Genomic DNA, 19,396 nt, shown 5'->3' on the forward strand with positions numbered 1-19,396 from the left:
TCAGCGCTCCGCGACCAGCAGCCGCCGCGGCGGCACGAACCCCGGATGTGCGATCCGGTTGCGCCTGAGGATCTCATCGGCCCGACCCGCATCGCCATAGCGTCGGTACGCGAGCACCAGCGCGGGCAGCGGCTGCGTAGGCGTCATGGCGACCAGCCGAACACCGCTTCTCGCCACCGCCGTGAGATGCCGCAACAGCGCATCGCGCGTGTCCATCAGCGCGAGGTATCGCGTATGCGTCGCCGTCTGCGCCATCTTCCAGATCGCGTCATCCAGTTCGTCGCGCACCTCGATCACGTCGTCGACCACGGGCGGCTCGAGTCGCACGATTGCCTCGCCCGCTTCGTCAAGCTCGACGCGATCCGCCGTGATCTGCCGGTCGATACTCGCCACCGATGTGGGATCGGAGCTCGGCCGGCTGATCGTGCCGGCGTCCGCATTCACGCCGATGGTCGCGAGCTCGCGCGAGGTGTGCACGACGAGTGCATCCTGCGCGAGCGCAACGCTTGCGCGTTGGAACTCCCGTGCATCGGCACCGGGTGCATCCTGCACGTCGGCGACCGACGCGATCGCGCGCGTGGTGCTGCCCGTGGCAGTCAGTACGTTCGTCGTGCCTGTGTAGCGGTACAGGGTCTGGGCAGGCAGGCCCAGCAGAGTCGACGCGAACAGAAGCGGCGAGGACAGGAAGGTGGAGGCGAACTGCGGTACGCCCGTGAACTGCGCAAGGATCGCGGCAAACGGCGACGTCGTTGAGGCGATCGACGGGTTGCTGAACACACTCATGAAGCGCGTGCCGGTCGTGAGCCACGAGGCGCTGCTCACATTCATGAGATTGATGCCCGCCAGCCAGTTCCCAAAGTTACTTTGCGACACACCCGCAAGCGAATCGCCCGCGGAGAGGAGCCCCATCGACGTGTCGGTGGACGTGCCCGGAAACACGAGTTCGCCCGCCTCGACAAACGCCGCATCGAAGCGGATGGTGCGGCCTTCCTCGCGCGTGCGACGCAGCGTCGGCAGCTGGTTGTCCGTCGAGACCATCATGCGGCCCAGCCACGGATGCACGAGCTCGCCCGGCCCCTCTTCCTCGAACGCAGCGATAAGCGCGCGGGCCTGTTCGTAGCAATCGTCGCCGTTCAGGAAGCCGGTCACGCGTATGCCACGTGTGGCGCGGCCCAGATCCTCCACGTACGGCTCGTCGCGCTGCACGTATTCGTGCAACTGGTTGCGCCGGCCGGCCGCAAGCTCGTCCTGCTCGACCTCGAAGGGCACGCCCCGGAACGAGGCGGGCAGCAGCTCGTCTTCCCAGCTCACGACGTCCCTCCTGTGGCGAGCGACCGGCGGCCGACATTGCCCACTTCGGTCTTGACCGCCACTCCACCTGACGAACGCGGCTTGTCCACCGTCATGCCCGCAGGCGGGTTGTCGAACCGTACGTTGATGTCGCCCTGCACGCGCTGCTGGGCGGCTGCCTGCTGCGGCAGGGAGGCCGACCAGTCGCGCACGCTACCGGCGGCCCGGTCCAGCAGATTGCCGCCGGCGCCCGCTTCGCCGGCGGCACCACGTGCGTTGCCACCGAGACCGGGCACCTTGCTCCCGAGCCACTTCGCACCGCTCGCCAGTGGCTCGATGAACGGCCGGATGCGATCCCACATCCGGCTGAACCATGCAATGACCGGCTCCCAGGCCTGCGTGATGATCGGCAACGGATTGAACTGCTCGAGCTTCGCTTTCACCCACTCCCAGGCCGCGGCCGTGCCTGCCCTGACTGCCCCCCAAAGCGCCGACAGGAAATTCAGGATCGGCCCCCAGTTGCGGATGATGTAGCCGAGTGGCGAGTAGTTCATCACCACATTCACGATCCAGTCCCACACGGGCTTGATGACGCCGTAGATCGCATTCCACACGAGCTTGAAATACGGCCCGACGGTCGACCAGTTCGCGATGATGACGCCGGCAACCAGGGCGAGCGCCGTGAACGCGAGCATGATCGGGTTCGTGTTGAGCAGCATCATCGCTGCCCTGAACATTGACAGTCCCTTGATCGCTGCGAACACAGCCAGCCGCATGCCTGTGAATCCCGCAGCGGCGCCGAGCAGCCCCTTGATAAGCCACGGGGAGCTCTCCGCAATGTTCTGCACGCCAGCCATAATGGGCGCAAGAAACACGAGGAACTCGTTGAGTGGCGGCAGCAGCACCTGGCCTACTGTCACCCCGAGCGTCCCCAGCCGGTTCTGGAAGGTCTGCATCGCGCTCTGGGTCGTGGCCGCCTTCGTCGCGTAGTCGCCCATCAGCGAGCCGGCCGTACGCTGCTCATCGGACATCCAGGCAAACCGCTCGCGCAGCGCGTCGAGATTTCTCACGAGCGGCAGGACCGTACTCGCCGCGTCCCCGCCGAAGAGCCGCTGCAGCACGATCGACTGCTTCTCCGGCGCGACCTTGCTCACCGCGGTCATGATGCGCAGCATCGTGCCTTGCGCGTCGTTCTCCATGCCCTTGGCCACCTGCGCGGCATCGAGGCGCAGCGCCTTGAAAATGACCTGCTGCTTTTTCGTGGCGAGCGTGCCAACCGACAGCGCCTGCGCCATGCTGCGGATCGCGCCGGATGCAGAGCCCTCATCCGCGCCCATCTGGATGAACGCGGCGCCCAGCGCCGCGACCTGCGAGGCTGAGAGGTTCGCAGCCTTCGCGAGGGGCCCGACGCTGGTCACGAGCGATGCCAGCTGTGCGGAGCTCGCGATCCCGTTGCTGCCCAGGTAGTTGAGCTGGTTGGCCAGTGCATCGGCCGCATCCTGCGTGAGCCCGAGGTTCGCACGCCACTTGCCCATCTGCGTCGCAGCGAGCTCGGCGCTCGTGCCGAACGTGTAGCCCATGCGCGCAGCGGACTCGGTAAAGCGCAGGAGCTCGTCCCGCGCAATGCGCGCTTCACCGCCGACCTGGGCGACCTTCACGAGATCGTCGCGTGCAACCGGCAACTGCGAGGTGAGCCTGAGCAGATCCTGCGACATCTGGGCGAACTGCTGCGGCGTCTCGAAGTTCACCGACGTGCGCAGGTCCGCCATCTGCGACTCGAACCCCATCGCCGCCTTCGTCGCGGCGATGATCGGTGCGGCGAGCGCCCCGCCGACCAGCAGATCCTTGAAACCGAGGTTGCCCAGACCCGTCTTGCGTAGCTTGTTCTGCAGCGTGGCGACGTTTTTGGCAACATTCTGCAGCGTCGGGGACAGTTTGTCCTGCCCGATGATGAGCGCCTTGAGCGTGAACTTGTCAGCCATGGCGTTTGATCTCCGACAGGATCCGCGTGGTGTGATCGTGACACTCGACGAGCGTGTCGAGCGGACGCGCAAACATCAGTTCAGGGTCGATCCGCCAGACCCAGGCGAGGTCGTAGATCCGGGCTGTAAGGTCTTCAGGGCGGCGCCACCCTTGTCCAAGAAAAAATTTGCCACCGCCCACATGAGCTCATTGAGGTCGGCGATATCGATCTGGTCAACCGATGAAGGTGGAATGGCGGCCAGCCGGCTGATGTACTTCATCGCCGCCTTCGTATTCAGATTCACGCCATCTTCACCCATCACGTACGGCAGCGCCCCGACCTCGCGCACGTCGACGCCCGAGGGCTTGCTCAACCGGATCGCCGTGAGAGTCTCGCCATGCGCTGCAACCGGACTGACCAGCGGCTCGAGCGTGAAAAACACCCCTGCGCGCTCGCTCATAGCCAGTCTCCCCTCACGCCTTCCCAGCGCAGCGGCGCCTTCGCATCGTCGCCGGTGACCGGTCGCTCGCCGACCATGTAAGCACCAGAGAGCACATACACATGCGTGTTCTCGAACTCGACGGTCACGGTCTGGTTGGTGTCGTTCATCAGTGCCGCCCGCGGGAAATTCGCGTCCACCAGGGCGTCGACCTCAACATAGGGAATCGCGTCTTTCTCGGAATAGAAGCCCCGCTTGATCGTTTCGCGTTCCTTGTCCGCGAGCGGACACTCGACGGCACCCGTAATCTCGAGCTGCCGGCCGGCGGCCTTCACGTAGCACGTGCCCGCTACCTTCTGTCCCATGGAAGTCTCCAGAGAGTGGGTTCACTGCCGCCTGGATCAGGCGGCTTCGGTTTCCGGTGCCGCGTACTGCAGTCGGAACTGGAAGAGCAGCGAGATCACGCGCAGCTGGTTCACGAGGTCAGGCGGGAACAGTACGTTCAACCGGTTCGGATCGTCCGCATCGCGCACGACGATCAGATACTGTGCGAAGAGGTCCGCGTTCTCCACCCAGCCCCGCCGCTCCATCTCGCGATATGCCGCAATGAGCTCCGCGCGGAACATGAGTGGCGTGACGATCGCATTGCCCGGCCCGAACCGCGTGCCGTCGTCCGCCACCTTGTGCCGCGGAAAACGGCTCGTCACACGCGTGCGCAGGAACCGGATGACGGCCGCGGACGTGTGCAGCGTCTCGCTGTCGAGATACGAGTTGTCCGGCTGTCCATAGGTGTTCTTCCGGTACGTCGTGACGCCACGCTCGATGCGGTAATAACCGCCTTCGAAGCGAGCCGTCGCCGTGCCGTACTTGAGCAGCTGGTTGCGCTCGAGCTTGAGGAAGCGCTCGCCCTCGGGCGCTGGATCGATGCCGATAATCATGCCGGTCTGGGTCGGCCGCGCCGGGTCAGCCGAGATGAACACGGCCGTGCGGCCGGTAAAGCCCGCAGCAACTTCCCACGCGGGCTGCGGCACAGCAGGCTCGAATCCGTGCACGGTAATGTGCTGGTCGTTGCGCAGGAGACCTGCCGCCACGTGTTCGCCGAGCTCGCCACGCCGTGCGGTGTAGACGTGCCCGTACAGCATCGAGGACCAGGCCCAGCGCCCGGCCGCATCGTTCATCCATTCGCCGAGATCCGCAAGCGTCGCGGCATCGCTCCAGCCCGAGACAATGAACTCGTACGCCTCGTCGCCGACGGCGCCGAGCATGTCGGCCATGTCCGGCTGGCCTGCGCCTCCGGCCATCGGCGAGATCACCACCGTGAGGCCCGCGGGGGTCGCCTCGCCACCAGCCGTACCGCGCCGGTTCAGCTCGATGCGGATATCGTTCGTCGTCTCGCCCTTCCAGCGTGCGGTGAGCGTCACGTTCGCGTCATCCTCATCATCGGCATCAGCTGTCACGGCAACGCCGTCTGCGGCATTGATCGCGGTCACGATATCGGCGGCAATCACATCCGGCTCGTCGCCGATGAGGACGGTCACCTGCACGCGACGCCCCGCGATGTAGAGGCTGAGCGTACCGTTGGCGGTAGCGGCACCGCCGATCGCGATCGACCCGGATGCGATCGCACCCGACTCGAGCTTCACGGGCAGCACCCAGATCTCGCCGGCCGGATCGTTGCGACGCAGGCGCTCATACATCACCGCGGCCATCGAGCCCGCGCCAAAAAGTGACTTTGCCTGTTCCGTACTGAAGACCGGCTTCAGCACCCCGAAGTCGCCCTCGGCATCGTCGTTGACCTGCCCGAGGATGAGGCGCCGGGTCTCGCTACCCACCGACGTGTTCGCCTGCGAGTTGTCCATCTCGGCATAGAAGAGCGGCGCCAGAAGGTCACCGCCGGCCGGCATGTAATTGAAACTGACGGACATGGTCACGCTCCCTCGTTTGGTTGCACGGGCGCGTCCGTGTTGCCTGCGCCGCCTGCACTGGCTGCACTACCTGCGCTGCCAGATTTCGCCCCCCTGCGGACCGGCGCCGGCATGGCAGCCGTGCGGATGTGCCCGGACGCGTCGTCGGACTCGACGACGTCACCGGCCGCCACGCGGCGGCGCCAATACGCATTGCGCTCCACACTGCGTCCATCCGCCGGCAGGACGTCACCGCGGGCCGGGTCGGGGACCACCCGACCTTCAGCCGGTCTGACCTTCATCGTTCCCGTCATCTCTGAACTCCTCACGGAATGAGAAATCAATGCGCCCGTCCGGGCCCGGCCGCTGCAGGTTCGGGTCGGAGGGATCGATCATGTCGATATCGACGTGAATCGTCTTCAGCGGAGGCAGCCCCGCGAGATAGTATTCGTGCCACGTCTCGGGCTCGCTGCCACCCCCGAGCGTGAACACCGATGAAAACGTGTACCGGTAGAAAATCAGCTCACGGTCCATCTGCACGAGCTCACTGCCGCGGTACTCGATTGGGCTGTAGCCACCGCCCGTCGTCCAGCCCACGAGTGCGAGCCATAGCTGCGCGCGCACGTCATCGAGCAGGTCCGCGCGCGACTGCCCGCGCGCATCTTCCGTATTGATGAGCACACACACATCGAACTCGTCGGTGATGTCCTGACGTGAGGTGTTCAGCGTCTGGTTCTCGCCGGCGTTGTCATCGGTCTTCACGACGAACGCGCTGATCGCCGGCAGCCGCTGGTTATCGCGTAGCGCCGCGAACTCGAGTGCGCCCGCCACACGCTCGCCGAACACCGGGCAATACCGGCGCAACTGGGCAATGACCGGCGTGATCTTCATGTCGTCACCGGAACGCCCGGCTGAACGCCGCCTCGAGGATCTGCTTCACACGCGGACCGTCCGCATTGAGCGTGTCGGCCGGGTAGTTCCCGAGCGGTGCCGTACGCCACGTGCCGTTGCGGAAGTTCGCCCCACGCCGGTATCGGCCACCAGCCTTGTAGCGCACGCCGTAGTAGAGAAAGGCGGGATAGAAGTCCGGCATGTCGCTGCCCTTTTCGGGTCTCACCTTGACCCAGAAACCGGACCGGCCGATCTTGTAGCGGATGTTGCGCCTGAGCCTTCCCGTGCGCCTGACCGGATAGCGCGTATCGCCACCCGACACACGCTGCTGCGTCGCCTTCTGCAGCAGCTTGCCCACGTCACGCATGCCCGCGCGGATCTGCTTGCGGTCAAAATCCAGCTTGCGGTCGAGACCACTCCAGCCCTCGAGCTGGAGCTGGTACGGCACATTGACGTCAAAGTCCTGGGACATCATGGGCTCCCTGATTCCGCATCCAGCATCCGTTCCTGTTCGACCTCGAGCACCGTGCGATCGGCACGTCTGTCGTGCTTCACGCGCCGCACGCGGTACACCCAGCCGTCGAACACCATCTCGTGATGGTCGGTCGCGTCCGCGAGAAAGCGCATCCGTACGCGATGCGTGACACGCTGCTCGCTCTGCACGCCCGCCGCATAGGCGACAGGTCCAAGCGGATCGACGCGGGCCCAGCGATGGATGACGTACGAGTACTGCGCGGCCAGATTCATGTCCGGCGCAGGTACATCCGTGCGCACCCGCAGCGTGATGTAGTCCATCATCTCGCCGAAGTCGTCGCTCATAGCAGTGGGCTGCGGAAGTCATCGAGCAGACCATCGACGTGCCGCGAGGGAATCGCATAGGTCTGTTGCGTACCCTCGGACTGCCGCAACGCGTAGAGCGTGCCGATCTGCAACTGCATCCACTGGCAAAGTGACTTTGGCACCGCGGCGGGCATCTCGAACGCCCCCGCGGTGAAGGTCACCCGAATATCCTCACCTATGGGCCAGCCCGAGCGCGGCGTGAGCCAAGCCCGGTTCATCAGCCGCCACGCGCCCGCGTCGAGTTCCTGATCGACGCCTTGGGCGTCGCGGTACTGCACGGATCTCACTTCGCGCACGTCGTGCCACAGCAGCAGCCTCCACGAAGGAAACGCGTCGGCGCGCACGCGGCACGTCTGCGCGAGCACTGGCCGGTTCGTCTCGACCTCGAGGCGCTCGCGTGCGGCGACGATCATTTCCCGGATGAGGTCGTCCTCGACGTCGTGCTGGACCTTCAGGTAAAGCTTGATCGCGGCCAGTTCGAACGTCTCGGCGGCAGGCGGTTCGACGATCTCGACACGCCCGCCGTCCACACGCGACTGATGGAAACTCAGCACGTCAGGTCCCGGCCTTTCCGGCCTTCTGGCCCGTGGCCTTCGTCGCGGCTGCAGCGCTCGCTTCGCCGCCGTCGCCACCCTCACCACCACCATCACCACCACCGTTCCCACCGCCGCTACCGGCACCGATCGCGAGCGCCTTGACCGCCCCGCCGACATCGATCAGCCGGCCGCCCTGCCGGTTGAACGCGAGGAAGCCGACCTGCCCTCTTGTGGTAAAGAACGAGTCGGTCATGCGGAACATCGTGAGATCCATCACGTCGCGAATGAGATACTGCGAGGCGTCGCCGAACAGGATCGGCCGGTTGCCGGCCGCGGCATCGGGCATTTCCTGAATGATCTCCAGCGGCCGGTTCAGTAGCCGGTCCGGGGCGCCACCGGGATTGCCCTGCTCGTAGCCCGGCACGAAGATAGGCCGGCCCACATCGTCTTTGATTTTCCGCACCTTGCGCAGGCTGTTGTCATTCATGATCCAGCCTGCGGACGTTCGGCGCCGGTAGATCGGGTCGACGCTATGCTCCAGATCGACGAAATCGTCGTAGCCGAACTCGGACGAAACAGTCGTCCAACCCAGCGGAGCTTCCGTGAGAATCCCGTGTGGCTCGTTATCGCCGCGACCGGTCACGAAGTGCCGGCTCGTGATACGGCCGATACGCACTGCGAGCAGATTGCGGATATAGGCATCGAGATCGAACATCGAGTCCTGCAGCAGTTCGAACGGCAAGGCAATCGATTTCGAGGAGTACTTGAACACGGTCATTGCCAGCGTGCTGAAGCGTGTCGTCGACGTACTGACCTCCTCGTTCTGCCCCACGATCTCACCTTCTTCCGACGTCGCATCGGCCGCCGGAAAATGCATCTGTGCACCGGTACCGGTCTGGATCACGGTCGCAAGACGCCGGATCCCGCCGAACTCCTTCAGCGCTTCGGTCAGCTGCCGGTACCATTCCTCGGCCACCGTGTAGCCGCCCTCTTCGCCGACGAGCGACGACATGGCCGCCTGGATGTCGGGCGACTGGCGGCGACGCATGGCCTGGATGTCTTCCTGCTCGAGCGCGCGCAAACCGCCCTGCAGGAACATGCGCATGACCCGTGATTCGCCACTGTGGGCGCCGGGCGTTTTCGTGACCGCATTGATGAGGCCGGCAGGCTTGCCATTGAGGGCATCGGCCGCGAGCTCGGCCATCAGCTTTTCATGGCGGGAGATCTCCGCCTTGATACGGTCCATCTCTGCGATGCCGTCATCGTAGATTTTCTGCTGCTCCGGGCCCCACTTGTCGCCCTGAAAGTTCTCCATCGTCAGATTGATATTTTTGGCGATCGCGTCGCGGCGTTCCCGCAAAGCCTGGATCTGGACAGCCATGGTGTTGCCTCCGTTGGTTGATGGCGCGGGAGCGCGTCAGAGTTGTTGCGCGAGGTTAAGTCGCCGCTTCATCGCGGCGAAATCTGGAACAGGCAGTACTGCCGTGGTGGATGCCGCCGGCGCTGGCGGCAGTGCAGGCGCAGTTGGGGATGAAGATGCGGGCACGCTCGACGCCCGGGCAACGGCCGCCGCGGCACGTAACGCATCCTGCATCTCGGGCACATTCGAAAACGCGGCGAGATTCCAGGTGCTCGCCCTGGCCGCGGCGCTGCTGCCGGCTGTTCCGGCAAGGCGATCGGCAAAGCCCTTTTCGATGGCGGCCGCCGCATCGAACCACGTCTCATCAGCCATCCACGCCGCGATATCGGCTTCTGTTTCACCAGTTTCCGCCGCATAGGTCCGCACAAGCGAGGCGTCGACCTGATCGAGAAGCGAGGCGGTTTTACGCAGTTCGTCTGCATTGCCCCACGTGTACGTCCACCCCTTGTGAATCATGACGAACGCGCCGTCGCTGATCTCGATTTCGTCGGCGCCGAGCACCACGAAGCTAGCGGCGCTCGCGGCGAGACCATCGATATGGCCGATGACGCGGGACGGATGTTCGCGGATCGCGGTCTCGATAGCCCGGCCCGCAAACACGTCGCCGCCGGGTGAATTCACGCGCAGGTGGATCGTGGGCGCCGTGATGGCCGCGAGCGTTTGCGCGAAAGTCAGCGCGCCCACCCCGCCCCAGTAGTCATCGTCGACGATCACGTCGTACAGCCAGATCGTCGCTTCGTCGGCGGTCGTCGCTTCGGCGCGGAAGTAGCGCAGCGTAGACCGGTTGTCACTCAGTAGCTGCAGAAGCCGGTTCTTCATTGCTGTTCCCGCTGTCGTTCGTGCCATTGAAAAGCTCGTCACCGCCGTCGAGCGCCGGCCGGTTATCGTCGAGTCGCACTTCGTTCTGCGTCGCCCACCCGGGCTCACCCGCACGGCCAAGTGAGAGGCGGTACGCTTCGTAGCGGGTCTTGATGTCGCCCCGCTCGAGCGAACTCACGTTGTGCGCCAGAAACCGGTTGCCCTTGCGGATCAGCTTGCGGTCCAGCTCCTGCTGGATCTTCACCAGGTGTCGCGTGAGCGTGTACTTCACAAAGTTGATGCCGATGTTGTCCGCGGTGCCCGGTGGTTGCGAGCCGCCGCGACCGATCATGTACGGCCACACACCGAAGATCTCGCAGATCTCCTCGGCCGATAGCTTGCGGTTCTCGACCAGTTGCACATCGAGAGCCGACATGCCGATCCGTTTGATTTCCTTGAGCTTCAACCCGTTGGGGAGAACCATCGGCGCGATGGAGTTCTCCAGCCCCACGTACTTTTCCACGTACTGGTTGCGCAGATCGGCGATCTTCTTCTCGTTAATGTTCTGCTCGGTCTCGAACGCAATATCGGGCCGCACGGTGTCCATCATGGTCTCGGCCATCTCGCCACCCGCCAGGGCGGTGTTGACCTGCTTGCGCAGCACGAACTGGATCTGCGAGAGACCGCGGATACCATCGAACCCCGGACCCGGTACGTGAATCATGTCGTCCTGGTCGACCACCTCGAGCTCGCCAGTCTCCAGATCCGTGCACGCATACACGAGCCGCCCATCAACCAGCCGCGGGTCGCACCCGTCCGGATGCATAGGCTCAATGAACTCGACGACCGGCGAGTACGGTGTGACGCGATGAATGCGCTGATACAGGTTGCCGCGCAGGATCAGCGACTGCGCACCGAACTCCCAGCCCACCGCAGCGGCCCACCGCGGGTGCATCTCCCGGTTGAGCAGCCGCCAGTAATCGCTGTCGACGGGCAGGACATTGCGGCCGCTGCGTTCGTGCTCCTCGATTGTGATCGAGGCGATCGCGCCGGCAATGAGCGCCACGCATGCGTACACCGTCGACACGCTCATGGCGGTCCGCTCGGTCACCGCGCGCCGCTTGCCCTCAGTGCCCGTCAGCAGCGTATAGGCCGTTGTGCCCGGCACGATCTGCTCCACGGGCCCGAGATCCCTATGGTCCTGTGAACCTGCCGCCGTGACAGCCGCCTTCACGGCCGCCGCCTCGCGCGCGGTCTGGCGCTCGGCATTCCAGCGTTGCAGGATGACGGACCCGCGCGGATCGAAACCACCCGCCGGCCCTGCTCGATCGTTCACAGGAAATGGATCTCCGCTTCTGGTTCAGGCCGATGCACGAGCGCGCGCGTGGCCGCCATGCACGTCGCCACGATCGGATCAATGCGACCGCCCGATCGCTTCTTGTTCGGTTTGATGTTCTCGTTCGAATCGATGTAGAGCGTCACGTTGCCGGCGCACCATCGCAGGACCGGATTACCGCCATGCCGCAGGCGCTTGCCGTACACGATCCGCTCGAGCAGCTTCGCGCCTGGCGAGAGACCTGCCATGTTCTGTGGCACCTCGACCATCGGCACACCCAGCTCGAGCAGCTCGGTGGCGAGTTGCATGCAGTTCCACTTGTCGTAGGCGAACTCGACGACGTCAAACGGTGCGCAGTCGTCCACGATCGCCTCACGCACCGCGGAGTAATCTGTCACGTTGCCCTCGGTGACTGTGAGCCACCCCTGCGCCTCCCAGTCCGCGTAGGGCGCCATGTCGTTTTCAAGCTGCTCCTCGAGCTTCGCGCGCGGCACGAACACACGCACGAGTAGAAACCACTCACCCTCATCGTCGTCGCTACCGTCACCCTCGTCGGGCGGGAACAGCAGCACGAACGTCGTGAGATCGCGCGTGCTCGACATGTCCAGCGCTCCGAAACAGCGCCGGCCGTGCAACTGCTCACGATCGAATGCCCGTCCGCCCTTGTCCCACACGGACAACTCGAACCACGACAGCGCGGAGTTGACCCAGACGTTCAGATCCTTTGTGAGGAAGTTCGCCCGCGCGCTCGGAAAGACCTTTGCACGCCTGGCAGTTGCCCGCATCGCCTCAACGAATTTTGCGGTACCGAGCCCTGGGTTGGCCTTGCGCCATACGCGTTCATCGAACGGATCGTCGCCCTCGTCAATCGTGTAGATGTAGCCAAAGAACGAGTCGTCGACGAGCTGCCCGCGCAGCACCGAGATCAGGTACTTGCGGATCTCGACACAGATGCCGTCAAGGATGTAGCCCGCTGTCGTGATCGCGCTCACGAGCGGTTGCGCCCGCCCACCGACCGCGGAAGTCATCACGTCCCACACCTCACGCGTCGGATGCGCGTGGAACTCCTCGACCACCACGAGCGAAGGATTCAGACCATCGAGCGCCAGTGCGTTCGCCGCCGGCAGCGGCTCGAACACACCGGTCCGCGTCGAGATGCGCTCCTGATTGCGCCCCTCGGCTATCTTCAGCATGCGCCGCAGCCTGGGCGATCGACTCGCACGGCGCACATAGTTCACGAGCGCGGGCTTGAACACGTTCATCGCCTGGGCACGCGTGGTGGCCACCACGTAGGTCTGCGGGCCCGGCTCCCGGTCCATCAGGAAGAGATAGTCCGCCTGCCCCGCTTTCCACGTCGACTTGCCGTTCTTGCGTGCGACTTCCTCATATCCCGTGCGAAAGCGTCTGAGGTGTGTATCTGCATGACGCCAGCCGATGAGCACCGCCGTCCAGAAAAGCTGCCACTCGTCGAGCAGGAGTAGCTGCCCGGCTTTCGGGCCCGCGACGTGGACAAAGTGACTTTGGATATGGTCAATGCAGTGCCACGCATAATCCGGACGGAACACGAGGCCTCGCTTCCAGCCGCGCCGCAGGTCCTGGTAGTGCCGCAGCACCGCCCGGTACTCGAACTCCCCGGTCACCTCCTCACCGCGCAGAACCCGCAGGCCATAGGCGTCCCACGCCTGCAGCGCATTGGGTGTCAGTTGCGCAACGAGCCGGGGTGCTGCGCGCCATGTCCGACGAGGTCGTCGAACAGGTCGTCCTGCTGATCGTCCGGTTTCTTCACCATCACCGCCGCTCTCGAGGGTAGCGTCAGGCAGCATTCCGGCAGCCATCTGAGCAGCTCCTGCTTCAGGTTGCGTTGCGTGTAATACGCCTGGTGCGGCTGCTCGTAACCCTTCGGCGTGCGGATGAAGTAACTGCCATTGTGTTTCTCTTTCACCTTTTCGAGCTCGATGCCGGCGTCGACCCACGCGATGTAGGTGCGCGCAATCACCGTGATCGCGAGACCCGCCGTGCGATGCGCCAGCCCTTCTTCGGTGAGCCGCGCCACGATGTAGTCCCAGACCGCTCGCTCGCGCGACGTGAGCTGCACACCTGGCGGCAGCGGCAGCGCGTTGTTTTCAGCCGCAGCAGGGTCCACCGGCTCCAGCTCGTCAAAGTTGATGCCCACTGGCGGAAATTGCGAAGCCATGGCGCGCCTCCAGTACGTATTCAGAACCAGTACCCGTAGCACAGCGCGCCACAGGAAGGCTGTTCACACCCCCCCTGGTTCGAAAATGGTCCATAAAAATGCCCGGGGAGCGGGTAGGTCCCCGACGATCGGGGGTCGGATCGTTCATACCCCCCCGTTGTTTGATGCACGACCACGGTGCCGCATCGCGCGAAGGCGTTCGGCTTTGGTCTTCACCTCGTGGCAGTCGTCGCAGATCGACTGCAGGTTGTCGTCGTCATCGGTACCGTCTTCAAATTTCGGCACGATGTGATCGACCTGCGTCGCAGCTGTTGTGCGCCCACGCTTCAGACATGGCTGGCACAGTCCGCAGTCACGCGCGAGGATGCGATCGCGCTTGCGCACCCACGCTGCGTCGTAACCACGCTTGTGCCGCGAGGCCCTGTTGCGGCTCGACCAGCCGCGGCCTTCCTCGGCATGCGCCTCGCAGTAACCGGACGTTGTCACCAGCCTGGGGCACCCGAAGTGCCGGCATGGCCGCGGTGGACTCGTGGGCATGTTCGTCGGACTCGAATAGGTGCGGGCCGCACTTGCGCACGGCCCGCGTGTGAGGTTCAGCTATACCTCTCACCCGGATTTCCAGCCTCACGAAGCACACCGGGCCAGTCGGTTCATGAGCTCGTATGGCGGTTCACCGACAATTCCGCCATGGTCACTGCTCGCTCTCACGGTTGGTATCGAAATGCAAAAGCCCCGAGGCTTGCGCACTCAGGGCTTGGGAATTGTCACGTTTCGTAGGGACGAGCGCGTCCGCACGGACCTAACGGGCTCAACTAGTATCTTTTTATGTCACCGAGAGGTTTGCACGACTAACGCGCGGTGCCAGCGAAGTCCAGTACAGCGGTAAGGGACGGAAGCAACTATAGGCCGGCGCGAAGCGGAATGCAAATCCTGCGACATCGCACACGCTTCCGCTTTCTCCACGCCTACCTTAACGCCCACAGCGCAGGCGGACGGTTTTGGCAACGGTCTCGTCGATCACGTCCAGCTCGAAGAGCATCTGGCGAAACGGACCTGCCCAGTGCCGGCGACAGACCTCGACTGTCACGCCCAACGCTGCGGCCCGTTTCGCAACATCCGTCGGTGCGCGCCCGCTGCCGGCACAGTGCCCGCACACATCTGTCGCCGATTCCAGCGCCCGAAGCGACTTTACGCCACGCCCGAGACAAGGATCGCATCGCCGGTAATGGCGAACAGGCCGAGGACCGTTACGCCCGCAATAGAACGGAATGAACTCCTCGAGCTCGAGGACGCGGCCGCCACCGTTGCAATCTTCACAGCGAGCCACCGCCGTCATCGCCGGCGCATGGCCGAATTTCACGCCACGGCCGCCGCAGGCATCGCACCGATCGGCGACCCATTCGACAATCAGTCGCTCGCTGAAACGCCGGGCCAGCATCGCTATCGATGGTGCATCCGAACCGATAAGCAGCTGCCAGTCAAACCACCGGCGGTGACAGACGCTATTGGACAACGCATCGACAGCACAGCCGTACACCCGGGCTGTCACGTCCTGCCCGTATTTCATGTGCCACAGCAGCGTGCCCAGCGAGTCCGCGAAGGCGAGCGCCGCCAAAGTGACTTTTGGGTCCACGGTGCTCTCGCAGAACGTGCCTCGGATACTCATCGCGATTCCAGCCTGCTCTTTCGGATCTTTCATCGGTTGATCTCCCTGCTGCCAACATGCCAACTCATTGTCATTAAAAGGCCACGGATTGCGCGCACGTGCGCGACGTGCGCGTGCCCCCGCGCGGCGACGCTCCCGGGAAAGGTCAGGAATTCGCGATGGTAGGTTGGCAGGTTGGCAATCGTCAGGAGTGCCATGAAAACGCCAATCGGCGCGCCGCGAACGCTCCACCGGCGCGCCATAGTCGAAGAATGGCGCGCCATGCGTTCAACCTGAACAGATCGGAACTCAAAGGGCCGATGCATCATCGTCACTCACTGGAAGGTTGTCGCCGGATGGCCGCGCTACCGCTGCGCGCGCGACAGCAGTAGCGCCGGGCCTCAGATACCAGGTGTCGCGCACGCCGTTGACCATGCCTCGCCAACGCTGCCAGCCGAGCTTGCGCATGGTCTTTCCAATCCGGGTGTGCTCGGCCCGCGTCACCTTCGATATCTCGAACTTGAGGTAGTCCAGCGCGATCGTGGTAACCGATACCCTGGGCGCTGTCTCCGCGTTCAGGCGAGCGGCGATGATGGGCTCATAGATGTCACCTTCATAACGCGCTTCCTGTTCAACCTCGAAAAGCGGCTTTTCCTCGCGGCCGACCTGCCACGGTGCGGGAAGGGTGTCGCCTGCCTCGGCGTTCTCGCGCTCCCACTCGCAGTACACGCTGTACGCTTCCGCCCACAGTTGATCGCGATCGGCCGCAATACGGGCGGTATCGATGACGTCCGCCACCTTCACCGGCCAGAACCGGCGGCCACCTGATTCATCCTTCAGGTACGCATCGAAGTTCACCGTGCCGGCGACAACGGACTGTCGCGGCACATCGATCGCTTGCCGCGCATAGGGCGGCCGGAACGTGTCGGTTGAAGTCGTGATCCAGCGTTTCGTGGCCGACGTATCGGCGCGGCTGAGCGCGTCAAGTTCGGCCATCTCGATCAGCCACTTGCCCGCAATGACGATAGGCGTATTTGGGTCCGCCAGATTCAATGCGGCGTCCGTGGTCCACTGCTCGCCGAAGAGCAGCTTGAGCGAGCGCGATTTGCCTGCATCCTGCTCGCCCTCAAGGATCAGCACGTTGTCCATCTTGCAGCCAGGCCGCATCACGCGACCAACTGCGCCGAGCAGGAACTTGAAACCGACTGCCCGGGCATAGGGCGTATCCTCGACGCCGAGGTAATCGATAAGCCACGTGCCGATGCGACTCTTGCCGTCGTGCTCGAGCCCGCGCAGGTAGTCGCACACGACGTGGTAGCGGTTGCGCTGCGCGACGATCAGCGCGGCATCCCCGATCGACTCCTTGGTCGGCACCATCGCAAACGTTCGCCCGAACCAGTCCTGCATGCGGCCGAAGTCGCCCTCGCCCCACTCCCCGGCTTCGCCATCCTCAAAGGGAGGGGGTTTCACTTTCATGACCTTGTGCGAAAACGCTTCGAAGCCGAGCACACCCTGCCACGACACCTCGTGGGTGAGAATGCTGATGACGTTATCGATGTCGGCCTTATAGGCGCCGCCTGATGTCTTGCGCAGTCGCTGCTGCCACGTGTAGACAGCGTTTTCCGGTGCATCCGGATCGTGACCACTTTCATCTTTTTTTGCGTCAGCGGTTTTCTCTGCCGAGTGCAGCACCTTGCGCGTTTTGGTATCTGAGAGTGCAGACACGATGCCTGCGGTCTCCATTGCGTCGAGCAGGCGTTCGGCCTGCCGCCGCCCGATCCCGAACTCCTTGATGAGTCTCGACGGTGAAGCCCGGCGTATCTGCAGCACGAATGCCACTGCCTGCTCGTACAGCGGATCGATTTCAGCTGCCGCCTGCACGGGCGCTTGCGGCGGCATCATGCCCATATTGCCCTCGTCGGCCAATGCCCCGAGTAGCGCCGCCTCAAGCTGAACGCCGACCGCCTGCAGGCTCTCTTCGCAGTGCAGATCATTGAAATCGGTGAGTTTGCGGTTCTCCCGGTTCGCAAAACGTGGATACACCACGCTCGCGTTACCAATTTCGGCCGCGGCCTCATAGGCACGCTTCAGGCCCGCGTTCTCGAACAGCCTGCGCCGCTCCGGCAACACGTCATTGCCGTACGTGAGTTCGATGTACGCCACACCGCGATCGTCACGCAGCCATTGCGCGCGCACCATGTACCAGGTGTTCTTCGCCTCGATGCGCCGGCGCTCACCACCGAGCTCGAGTGCGCCTGCGAAACCGAACTCCTCGGCGAGGAATTCGCACAGCCGCTCCTCGAGCTTCCAGTCGTCGTCAGCACAGAAAAGCAGATGCAGTTCGGGATAGCGCTGGCGGAAGTATCGCGCGCCGTAAAGCAGCCCGCCGGCATCGAAGCATACGAGCACCGGGATCCGTTCGGCCGTCGCCATGCGCACCGAACGTGCAGTCGCATAACCCTCGGCAAGCATCGCCACGCGATCGCCGCGCTCAACATCGCCGAGCATGAACACCGCTCCGGCCTTTTCCATACCCTTGTTAAAGCGCTTGGCCCCATCCGGCATGATCTTCTGCAGGCCGACGAGCTGGATGCCGTCGTCGTACCGGAACATCGGCACGAGCAGCGTGCCGTCGGCCGCAAAGCGCACACCTTCAGGTGTGATCTGCTTGCGCTCGAGGTAGGCAGACGTGCCCTCTTCTCTTGCCTCGTGCCACTGCATGCGGGCGCGGTTAGCGGCATTGCGCGCAGAGATCGCACGTCTGCGTGCCTCGTTCTCGTCGGCCTCGTGCTGACGCCGGCGTGATTCGACCACTTCAGCCGCCGACAAGGGCGCACCTTCCCAGCGGAACGACTGTTTGCCGTTGTCCTCGCCGGACCAATGACCGTAGGCGCCCGTATAGCCCACCGTGGCGCCCGCCCGCACAACCTCACGCAGGATGTACCAGTATTTCCGGCGCGGTCCATAGCGATGGATCTTGCCGTCTGCAACAGGGTGCCCAGCGGGGAGTTCCGGATGATCCGCTTCGCGTAGCTGGGCGATGATCTGGTCAAGACTCGACATCAGCCCCCCGCCCGCCTGCCTTGAACACGGTTGCCCAGGCTTGATAGGCTTCGACGAAAGCCCGCCTGCTTGCGTTGTATTCCGCGCACCAGAACTCCGATGTGCGTATCAGGATGTCGTCCAGCGCATACCCCTCGTCGAGCTCGGCATCACACGCGGCATCGGCCTTGTCGCTTTCGACATGCGCCCGGCCGAAGCGCACCGCTGCCTTGAGCAGCGCGTAGGCCTCGGCGGAAATGGCGAAGGAAATCGGCGTCACAGGTCGGGACTCCATTCAGTGAGTTGCGTCGACGACGACACATAGAGCGGATGACGCGGTGCTCCCCGCCGCGTTGTGCCTAGGCAAAGTAACTTTGCACCGGCTTCGCGGAACATTCCGACCACCCGGTCGACCCGTTCAGATTGTGCATTCGCACCCCAGGCACAGATCACCTCGCCGTACTGCCTGGCCAGATTGAACAGTATCGAGTCGTTATCAGGTCCAACTGGATCATCGACCTTCCAGAGCATGGCCGGATCGGTCGAACGCAGTGCATACAGGTTCGCCACGACGAGCCCGCGGCAACCCCACAGCCGGACGAAACGGCGGCAACGGCGGATAGTGGGATCGTCGAGATCCGCATCTGCCGTCGACGGATTGAGCATCACGAACAGTGCATCTGGGCGCCAGCACAGCATGTCTTCCTCGCGTCGCAGGACATATCGGTACACACCGTCACTGCTATTGACACAAAGGGACGTGCTCCATGTGGCCGCGACGAGAGGATCACCTTGCATGGGTAGCCCCTTTCGCGCGCAGGCGCCACCATTCGGCCTCCAGCGCCGGTCGGAATTGTTCGCACTGCGCCGCATCAAGACACGCTTCGAGCACGGCATAAAATGTTCGTCGTTCAGTGCGGGTAGGAATGGCCGCGCAAAAGCGTGCGGCTGCGTCGACAAACACGTCGATACAGCCGCGCTCCGCCGCCATCGATGCGAGCAGATTCACGGGAAACACGGGAAAGAGAGTCCTGAAGAAAGGCACGAGCTCATCCGGCTGACAGCGGGCAAGCGACTCGACGTTGCACGACGCACAGG

The 19,396-nt window shown here is 63.9% G+C and carries 21 protein-coding genes; all 21 read right to left on the reverse strand.

Annotated features, from left to right (window positions below; translation table 11 throughout):
* The 21 genes from B9Z01_RS01585 to B9Z01_RS01690 all read right to left on the reverse strand — a co-directional run bounded on the left by B9Z01_RS01585 (position 1) and on the right by B9Z01_RS01690 (position 19,307).
* Positions 1–1,311, reverse strand: a complete 1,311-nt coding sequence (locus B9Z01_RS01585; RefSeq protein ID WP_167387417.1) for a DNA circularization protein — start codon at positions 1,309–1,311, stop codon at positions 1–3.
* Complete coding sequence (locus tag B9Z01_RS01590; protein WP_085480507.1) at positions 1,308–3,272, reverse strand: phage tail tape measure protein; 1,965 nt, start codon at positions 3,270–3,272, stop codon at positions 1,308–1,310. The genes B9Z01_RS01585 and B9Z01_RS01590 overlap by 4 nt, the downstream gene beginning before the upstream one ends.
* Positions 3,273–3,347: 75 nt before the next feature.
* Positions 3,348–3,713 carry a phage tail assembly protein gene (locus tag B9Z01_RS01595; protein ID WP_085480508.1) on the reverse strand — a complete coding sequence of 122 codons (366 nt, stop codon included), beginning with the start codon at positions 3,711–3,713 and terminating at the stop codon, positions 3,348–3,350.
* Positions 3,710–4,057, reverse strand: coding sequence for a phage tail tube protein (locus tag B9Z01_RS01600; RefSeq protein ID WP_085480509.1), 348 nt, complete (start codon positions 4,055–4,057; stop codon positions 3,710–3,712). The genes B9Z01_RS01595 and B9Z01_RS01600 overlap by 4 nt, the downstream gene beginning before the upstream one ends.
* 36 nt (positions 4,058–4,093) lie before the next feature.
* Entirely contained in the window at positions 4,094–5,617 is a 1,524-nt protein-coding gene (locus tag B9Z01_RS01605; protein WP_085480510.1) for a phage tail sheath subtilisin-like domain-containing protein, read from the reverse strand.
* Between the two features lie 2 nt (positions 5,618–5,619).
* A complete protein-coding gene (locus B9Z01_RS01610; protein WP_338047345.1) occupies positions 5,620–5,910 on the reverse strand; it encodes a DUF2635 domain-containing protein in 291 nt (96 codons plus the stop codon).
* Complete coding sequence (locus tag B9Z01_RS01615; RefSeq protein ID WP_085480512.1) at positions 5,879–6,487, reverse strand: phage tail terminator protein; 609 nt, start codon at positions 6,485–6,487, stop codon at positions 5,879–5,881. Before B9Z01_RS01615 ends, B9Z01_RS01610 begins: the two co-directional genes overlap by 32 nt.
* Positions 6,488–6,491: 4 nt before the next feature.
* Positions 6,492–6,959: a hypothetical protein gene (locus B9Z01_RS01620; RefSeq protein WP_085480513.1), complete on the reverse strand. Its 468-nt coding sequence runs from the start codon at positions 6,957–6,959 to the stop codon at positions 6,492–6,494.
* Positions 6,959–7,306, reverse strand: coding sequence for a phage head completion protein (locus tag B9Z01_RS01625; RefSeq protein WP_085480514.1), 348 nt, complete (start codon positions 7,304–7,306; stop codon positions 6,959–6,961). The genes B9Z01_RS01620 and B9Z01_RS01625 overlap by 1 nt, the downstream gene beginning before the upstream one ends.
* A complete protein-coding gene (locus B9Z01_RS01630) occupies positions 7,303–7,881 on the reverse strand; it encodes a head-tail connector protein (protein WP_167387418.1) in 579 nt (192 codons plus the stop codon). Before B9Z01_RS01630 ends, B9Z01_RS01625 begins: the two co-directional genes overlap by 4 nt.
* Position 7,882: 1 nt before the next feature.
* Positions 7,883–9,244: a phage major capsid protein gene (locus B9Z01_RS01635; RefSeq protein WP_085480516.1), complete on the reverse strand. Its 1,362-nt coding sequence runs from the start codon at positions 9,242–9,244 to the stop codon at positions 7,883–7,885.
* Between the two features lie 36 nt (positions 9,245–9,280).
* A complete protein-coding gene (locus B9Z01_RS01640; RefSeq protein WP_085480517.1) occupies positions 9,281–10,102 on the reverse strand; it encodes a head maturation protease, ClpP-related in 822 nt (273 codons plus the stop codon).
* Complete coding sequence (locus B9Z01_RS01645) at positions 10,071–11,417, reverse strand: phage portal protein (protein ID WP_085480518.1); 1,347 nt, start codon at positions 11,415–11,417, stop codon at positions 10,071–10,073. Before B9Z01_RS01645 ends, B9Z01_RS01640 begins: the two co-directional genes overlap by 32 nt.
* Positions 11,414–13,057, reverse strand: a complete 1,644-nt coding sequence (locus tag B9Z01_RS01650) for a terminase large subunit (protein ID WP_244195900.1) — start codon at positions 13,055–13,057, stop codon at positions 11,414–11,416. Before B9Z01_RS01650 ends, B9Z01_RS01645 begins: the two co-directional genes overlap by 4 nt.
* Before the next feature lie 59 nt (positions 13,058–13,116).
* The gene (locus tag B9Z01_RS01655; RefSeq protein WP_244195901.1) at positions 13,117–13,611 is read right to left on the reverse strand and encodes a P27 family phage terminase small subunit; all 495 of its coding nucleotides are present in this window, start codon (positions 13,609–13,611) and stop codon (positions 13,117–13,119) included.
* A 144-nt stretch (positions 13,612–13,755) separates the two neighbouring features.
* Entirely contained in the window at positions 13,756–14,097 is a 342-nt protein-coding gene (locus B9Z01_RS01660; protein WP_420814639.1) for an HNH endonuclease, read from the reverse strand.
* Between the two features lie 484 nt (positions 14,098–14,581).
* Entirely contained in the window at positions 14,582–15,310 is a 729-nt protein-coding gene (locus B9Z01_RS01665) for a hypothetical protein (RefSeq protein WP_085480521.1), read from the reverse strand.
* Between the two features lie 255 nt (positions 15,311–15,565).
* Positions 15,566–18,319: a VapE domain-containing protein gene (locus B9Z01_RS01675; protein WP_085480523.1), complete on the reverse strand. Its 2,754-nt coding sequence runs from the start codon at positions 18,317–18,319 to the stop codon at positions 15,566–15,568.
* Positions 18,306–18,578 (reverse strand): hypothetical protein, encoded by a 273-nt coding sequence (locus tag B9Z01_RS01680; RefSeq protein WP_085480524.1) that lies wholly within the window; start codon positions 18,576–18,578, stop codon positions 18,306–18,308. Before B9Z01_RS01680 ends, B9Z01_RS01675 begins: the two co-directional genes overlap by 14 nt.
* Positions 18,575–19,096, reverse strand: coding sequence for a DUF1643 domain-containing protein (locus B9Z01_RS01685; RefSeq protein ID WP_085480525.1), 522 nt, complete (start codon positions 19,094–19,096; stop codon positions 18,575–18,577). The genes B9Z01_RS01680 and B9Z01_RS01685 overlap by 4 nt, the downstream gene beginning before the upstream one ends.
* Complete coding sequence (locus B9Z01_RS01690; protein WP_143808767.1) at positions 19,086–19,307, reverse strand: hypothetical protein; 222 nt, start codon at positions 19,305–19,307, stop codon at positions 19,086–19,088. The genes B9Z01_RS01685 and B9Z01_RS01690 overlap by 11 nt, the downstream gene beginning before the upstream one ends.
* Positions 19,308–19,396 lie beyond the last annotated feature (89 nt).

The organism is Paraburkholderia susongensis (assembly GCF_900177725.1).
GTDB lineage: Bacteria > Pseudomonadota > Gammaproteobacteria > Burkholderiales > Burkholderiaceae > Paraburkholderia > Paraburkholderia susongensis.

Excerpts from the sequence above, each read along its gene's own strand:
- B9Z01_RS01590 (WP_085480507.1), bottom strand. The coding sequence starts at position 3,272 with ATGGCTGACAAGTTCACGCTCAAGGCGCTCATCATCGGGCAGGACAAA.
- B9Z01_RS01595 (WP_085480508.1), bottom strand. The coding sequence starts at position 3,713 with ATGAGCGAGCGCGCAGGGGTGTTTTTCACGCTCGAGCCGCTGGTCAGT.
- B9Z01_RS01600 (WP_085480509.1), bottom strand. The coding sequence starts at position 4,057 with ATGGGACAGAAGGTAGCGGGCACGTGCTACGTGAAGGCCGCCGGCCGG.
- B9Z01_RS01605 (WP_085480510.1), bottom strand. The coding sequence starts at position 5,617 with ATGTCCGTCAGTTTCAATTACATGCCGGCCGGCGGTGACCTTCTGGCG.
- B9Z01_RS01610 (WP_338047345.1), bottom strand. The coding sequence starts at position 5,910 with ATGACGGGAACGATGAAGGTCAGACCGGCTGAAGGTCGGGTGGTCCCC.
- B9Z01_RS01615 (WP_085480512.1), bottom strand. The coding sequence starts at position 6,487 with ATGAAGATCACGCCGGTCATTGCCCAGTTGCGCCGGTATTGCCCGGTG.
- B9Z01_RS01620 (WP_085480513.1), bottom strand. The coding sequence starts at position 6,959 with ATGTCCCAGGACTTTGACGTCAATGTGCCGTACCAGCTCCAGCTCGAG.
- B9Z01_RS01625 (WP_085480514.1), bottom strand. The coding sequence starts at position 7,306 with ATGAGCGACGACTTCGGCGAGATGATGGACTACATCACGCTGCGGGTG.
- B9Z01_RS01635 (WP_085480516.1), bottom strand. The coding sequence starts at position 9,244 with ATGGCTGTCCAGATCCAGGCTTTGCGGGAACGCCGCGACGCGATCGCC.
- B9Z01_RS01640 (WP_085480517.1), bottom strand. The coding sequence starts at position 10,102 with ATGAAGAACCGGCTTCTGCAGCTACTGAGTGACAACCGGTCTACGCTG.
- B9Z01_RS01655 (WP_244195901.1), bottom strand. The coding sequence starts at position 13,611 with ATGGCTTCGCAATTTCCGCCAGTGGGCATCAACTTTGACGAGCTGGAG.
- B9Z01_RS01665 (WP_085480521.1), bottom strand. The coding sequence starts at position 15,310 with ATGAAAGATCCGAAAGAGCAGGCTGGAATCGCGATGAGTATCCGAGGC.
- B9Z01_RS01675 (WP_085480523.1), bottom strand. The coding sequence starts at position 18,319 with ATGTCGAGTCTTGACCAGATCATCGCCCAGCTACGCGAAGCGGATCAT.
- B9Z01_RS01685 (WP_085480525.1), bottom strand. The coding sequence starts at position 19,096 with ATGCAAGGTGATCCTCTCGTCGCGGCCACATGGAGCACGTCCCTTTGT.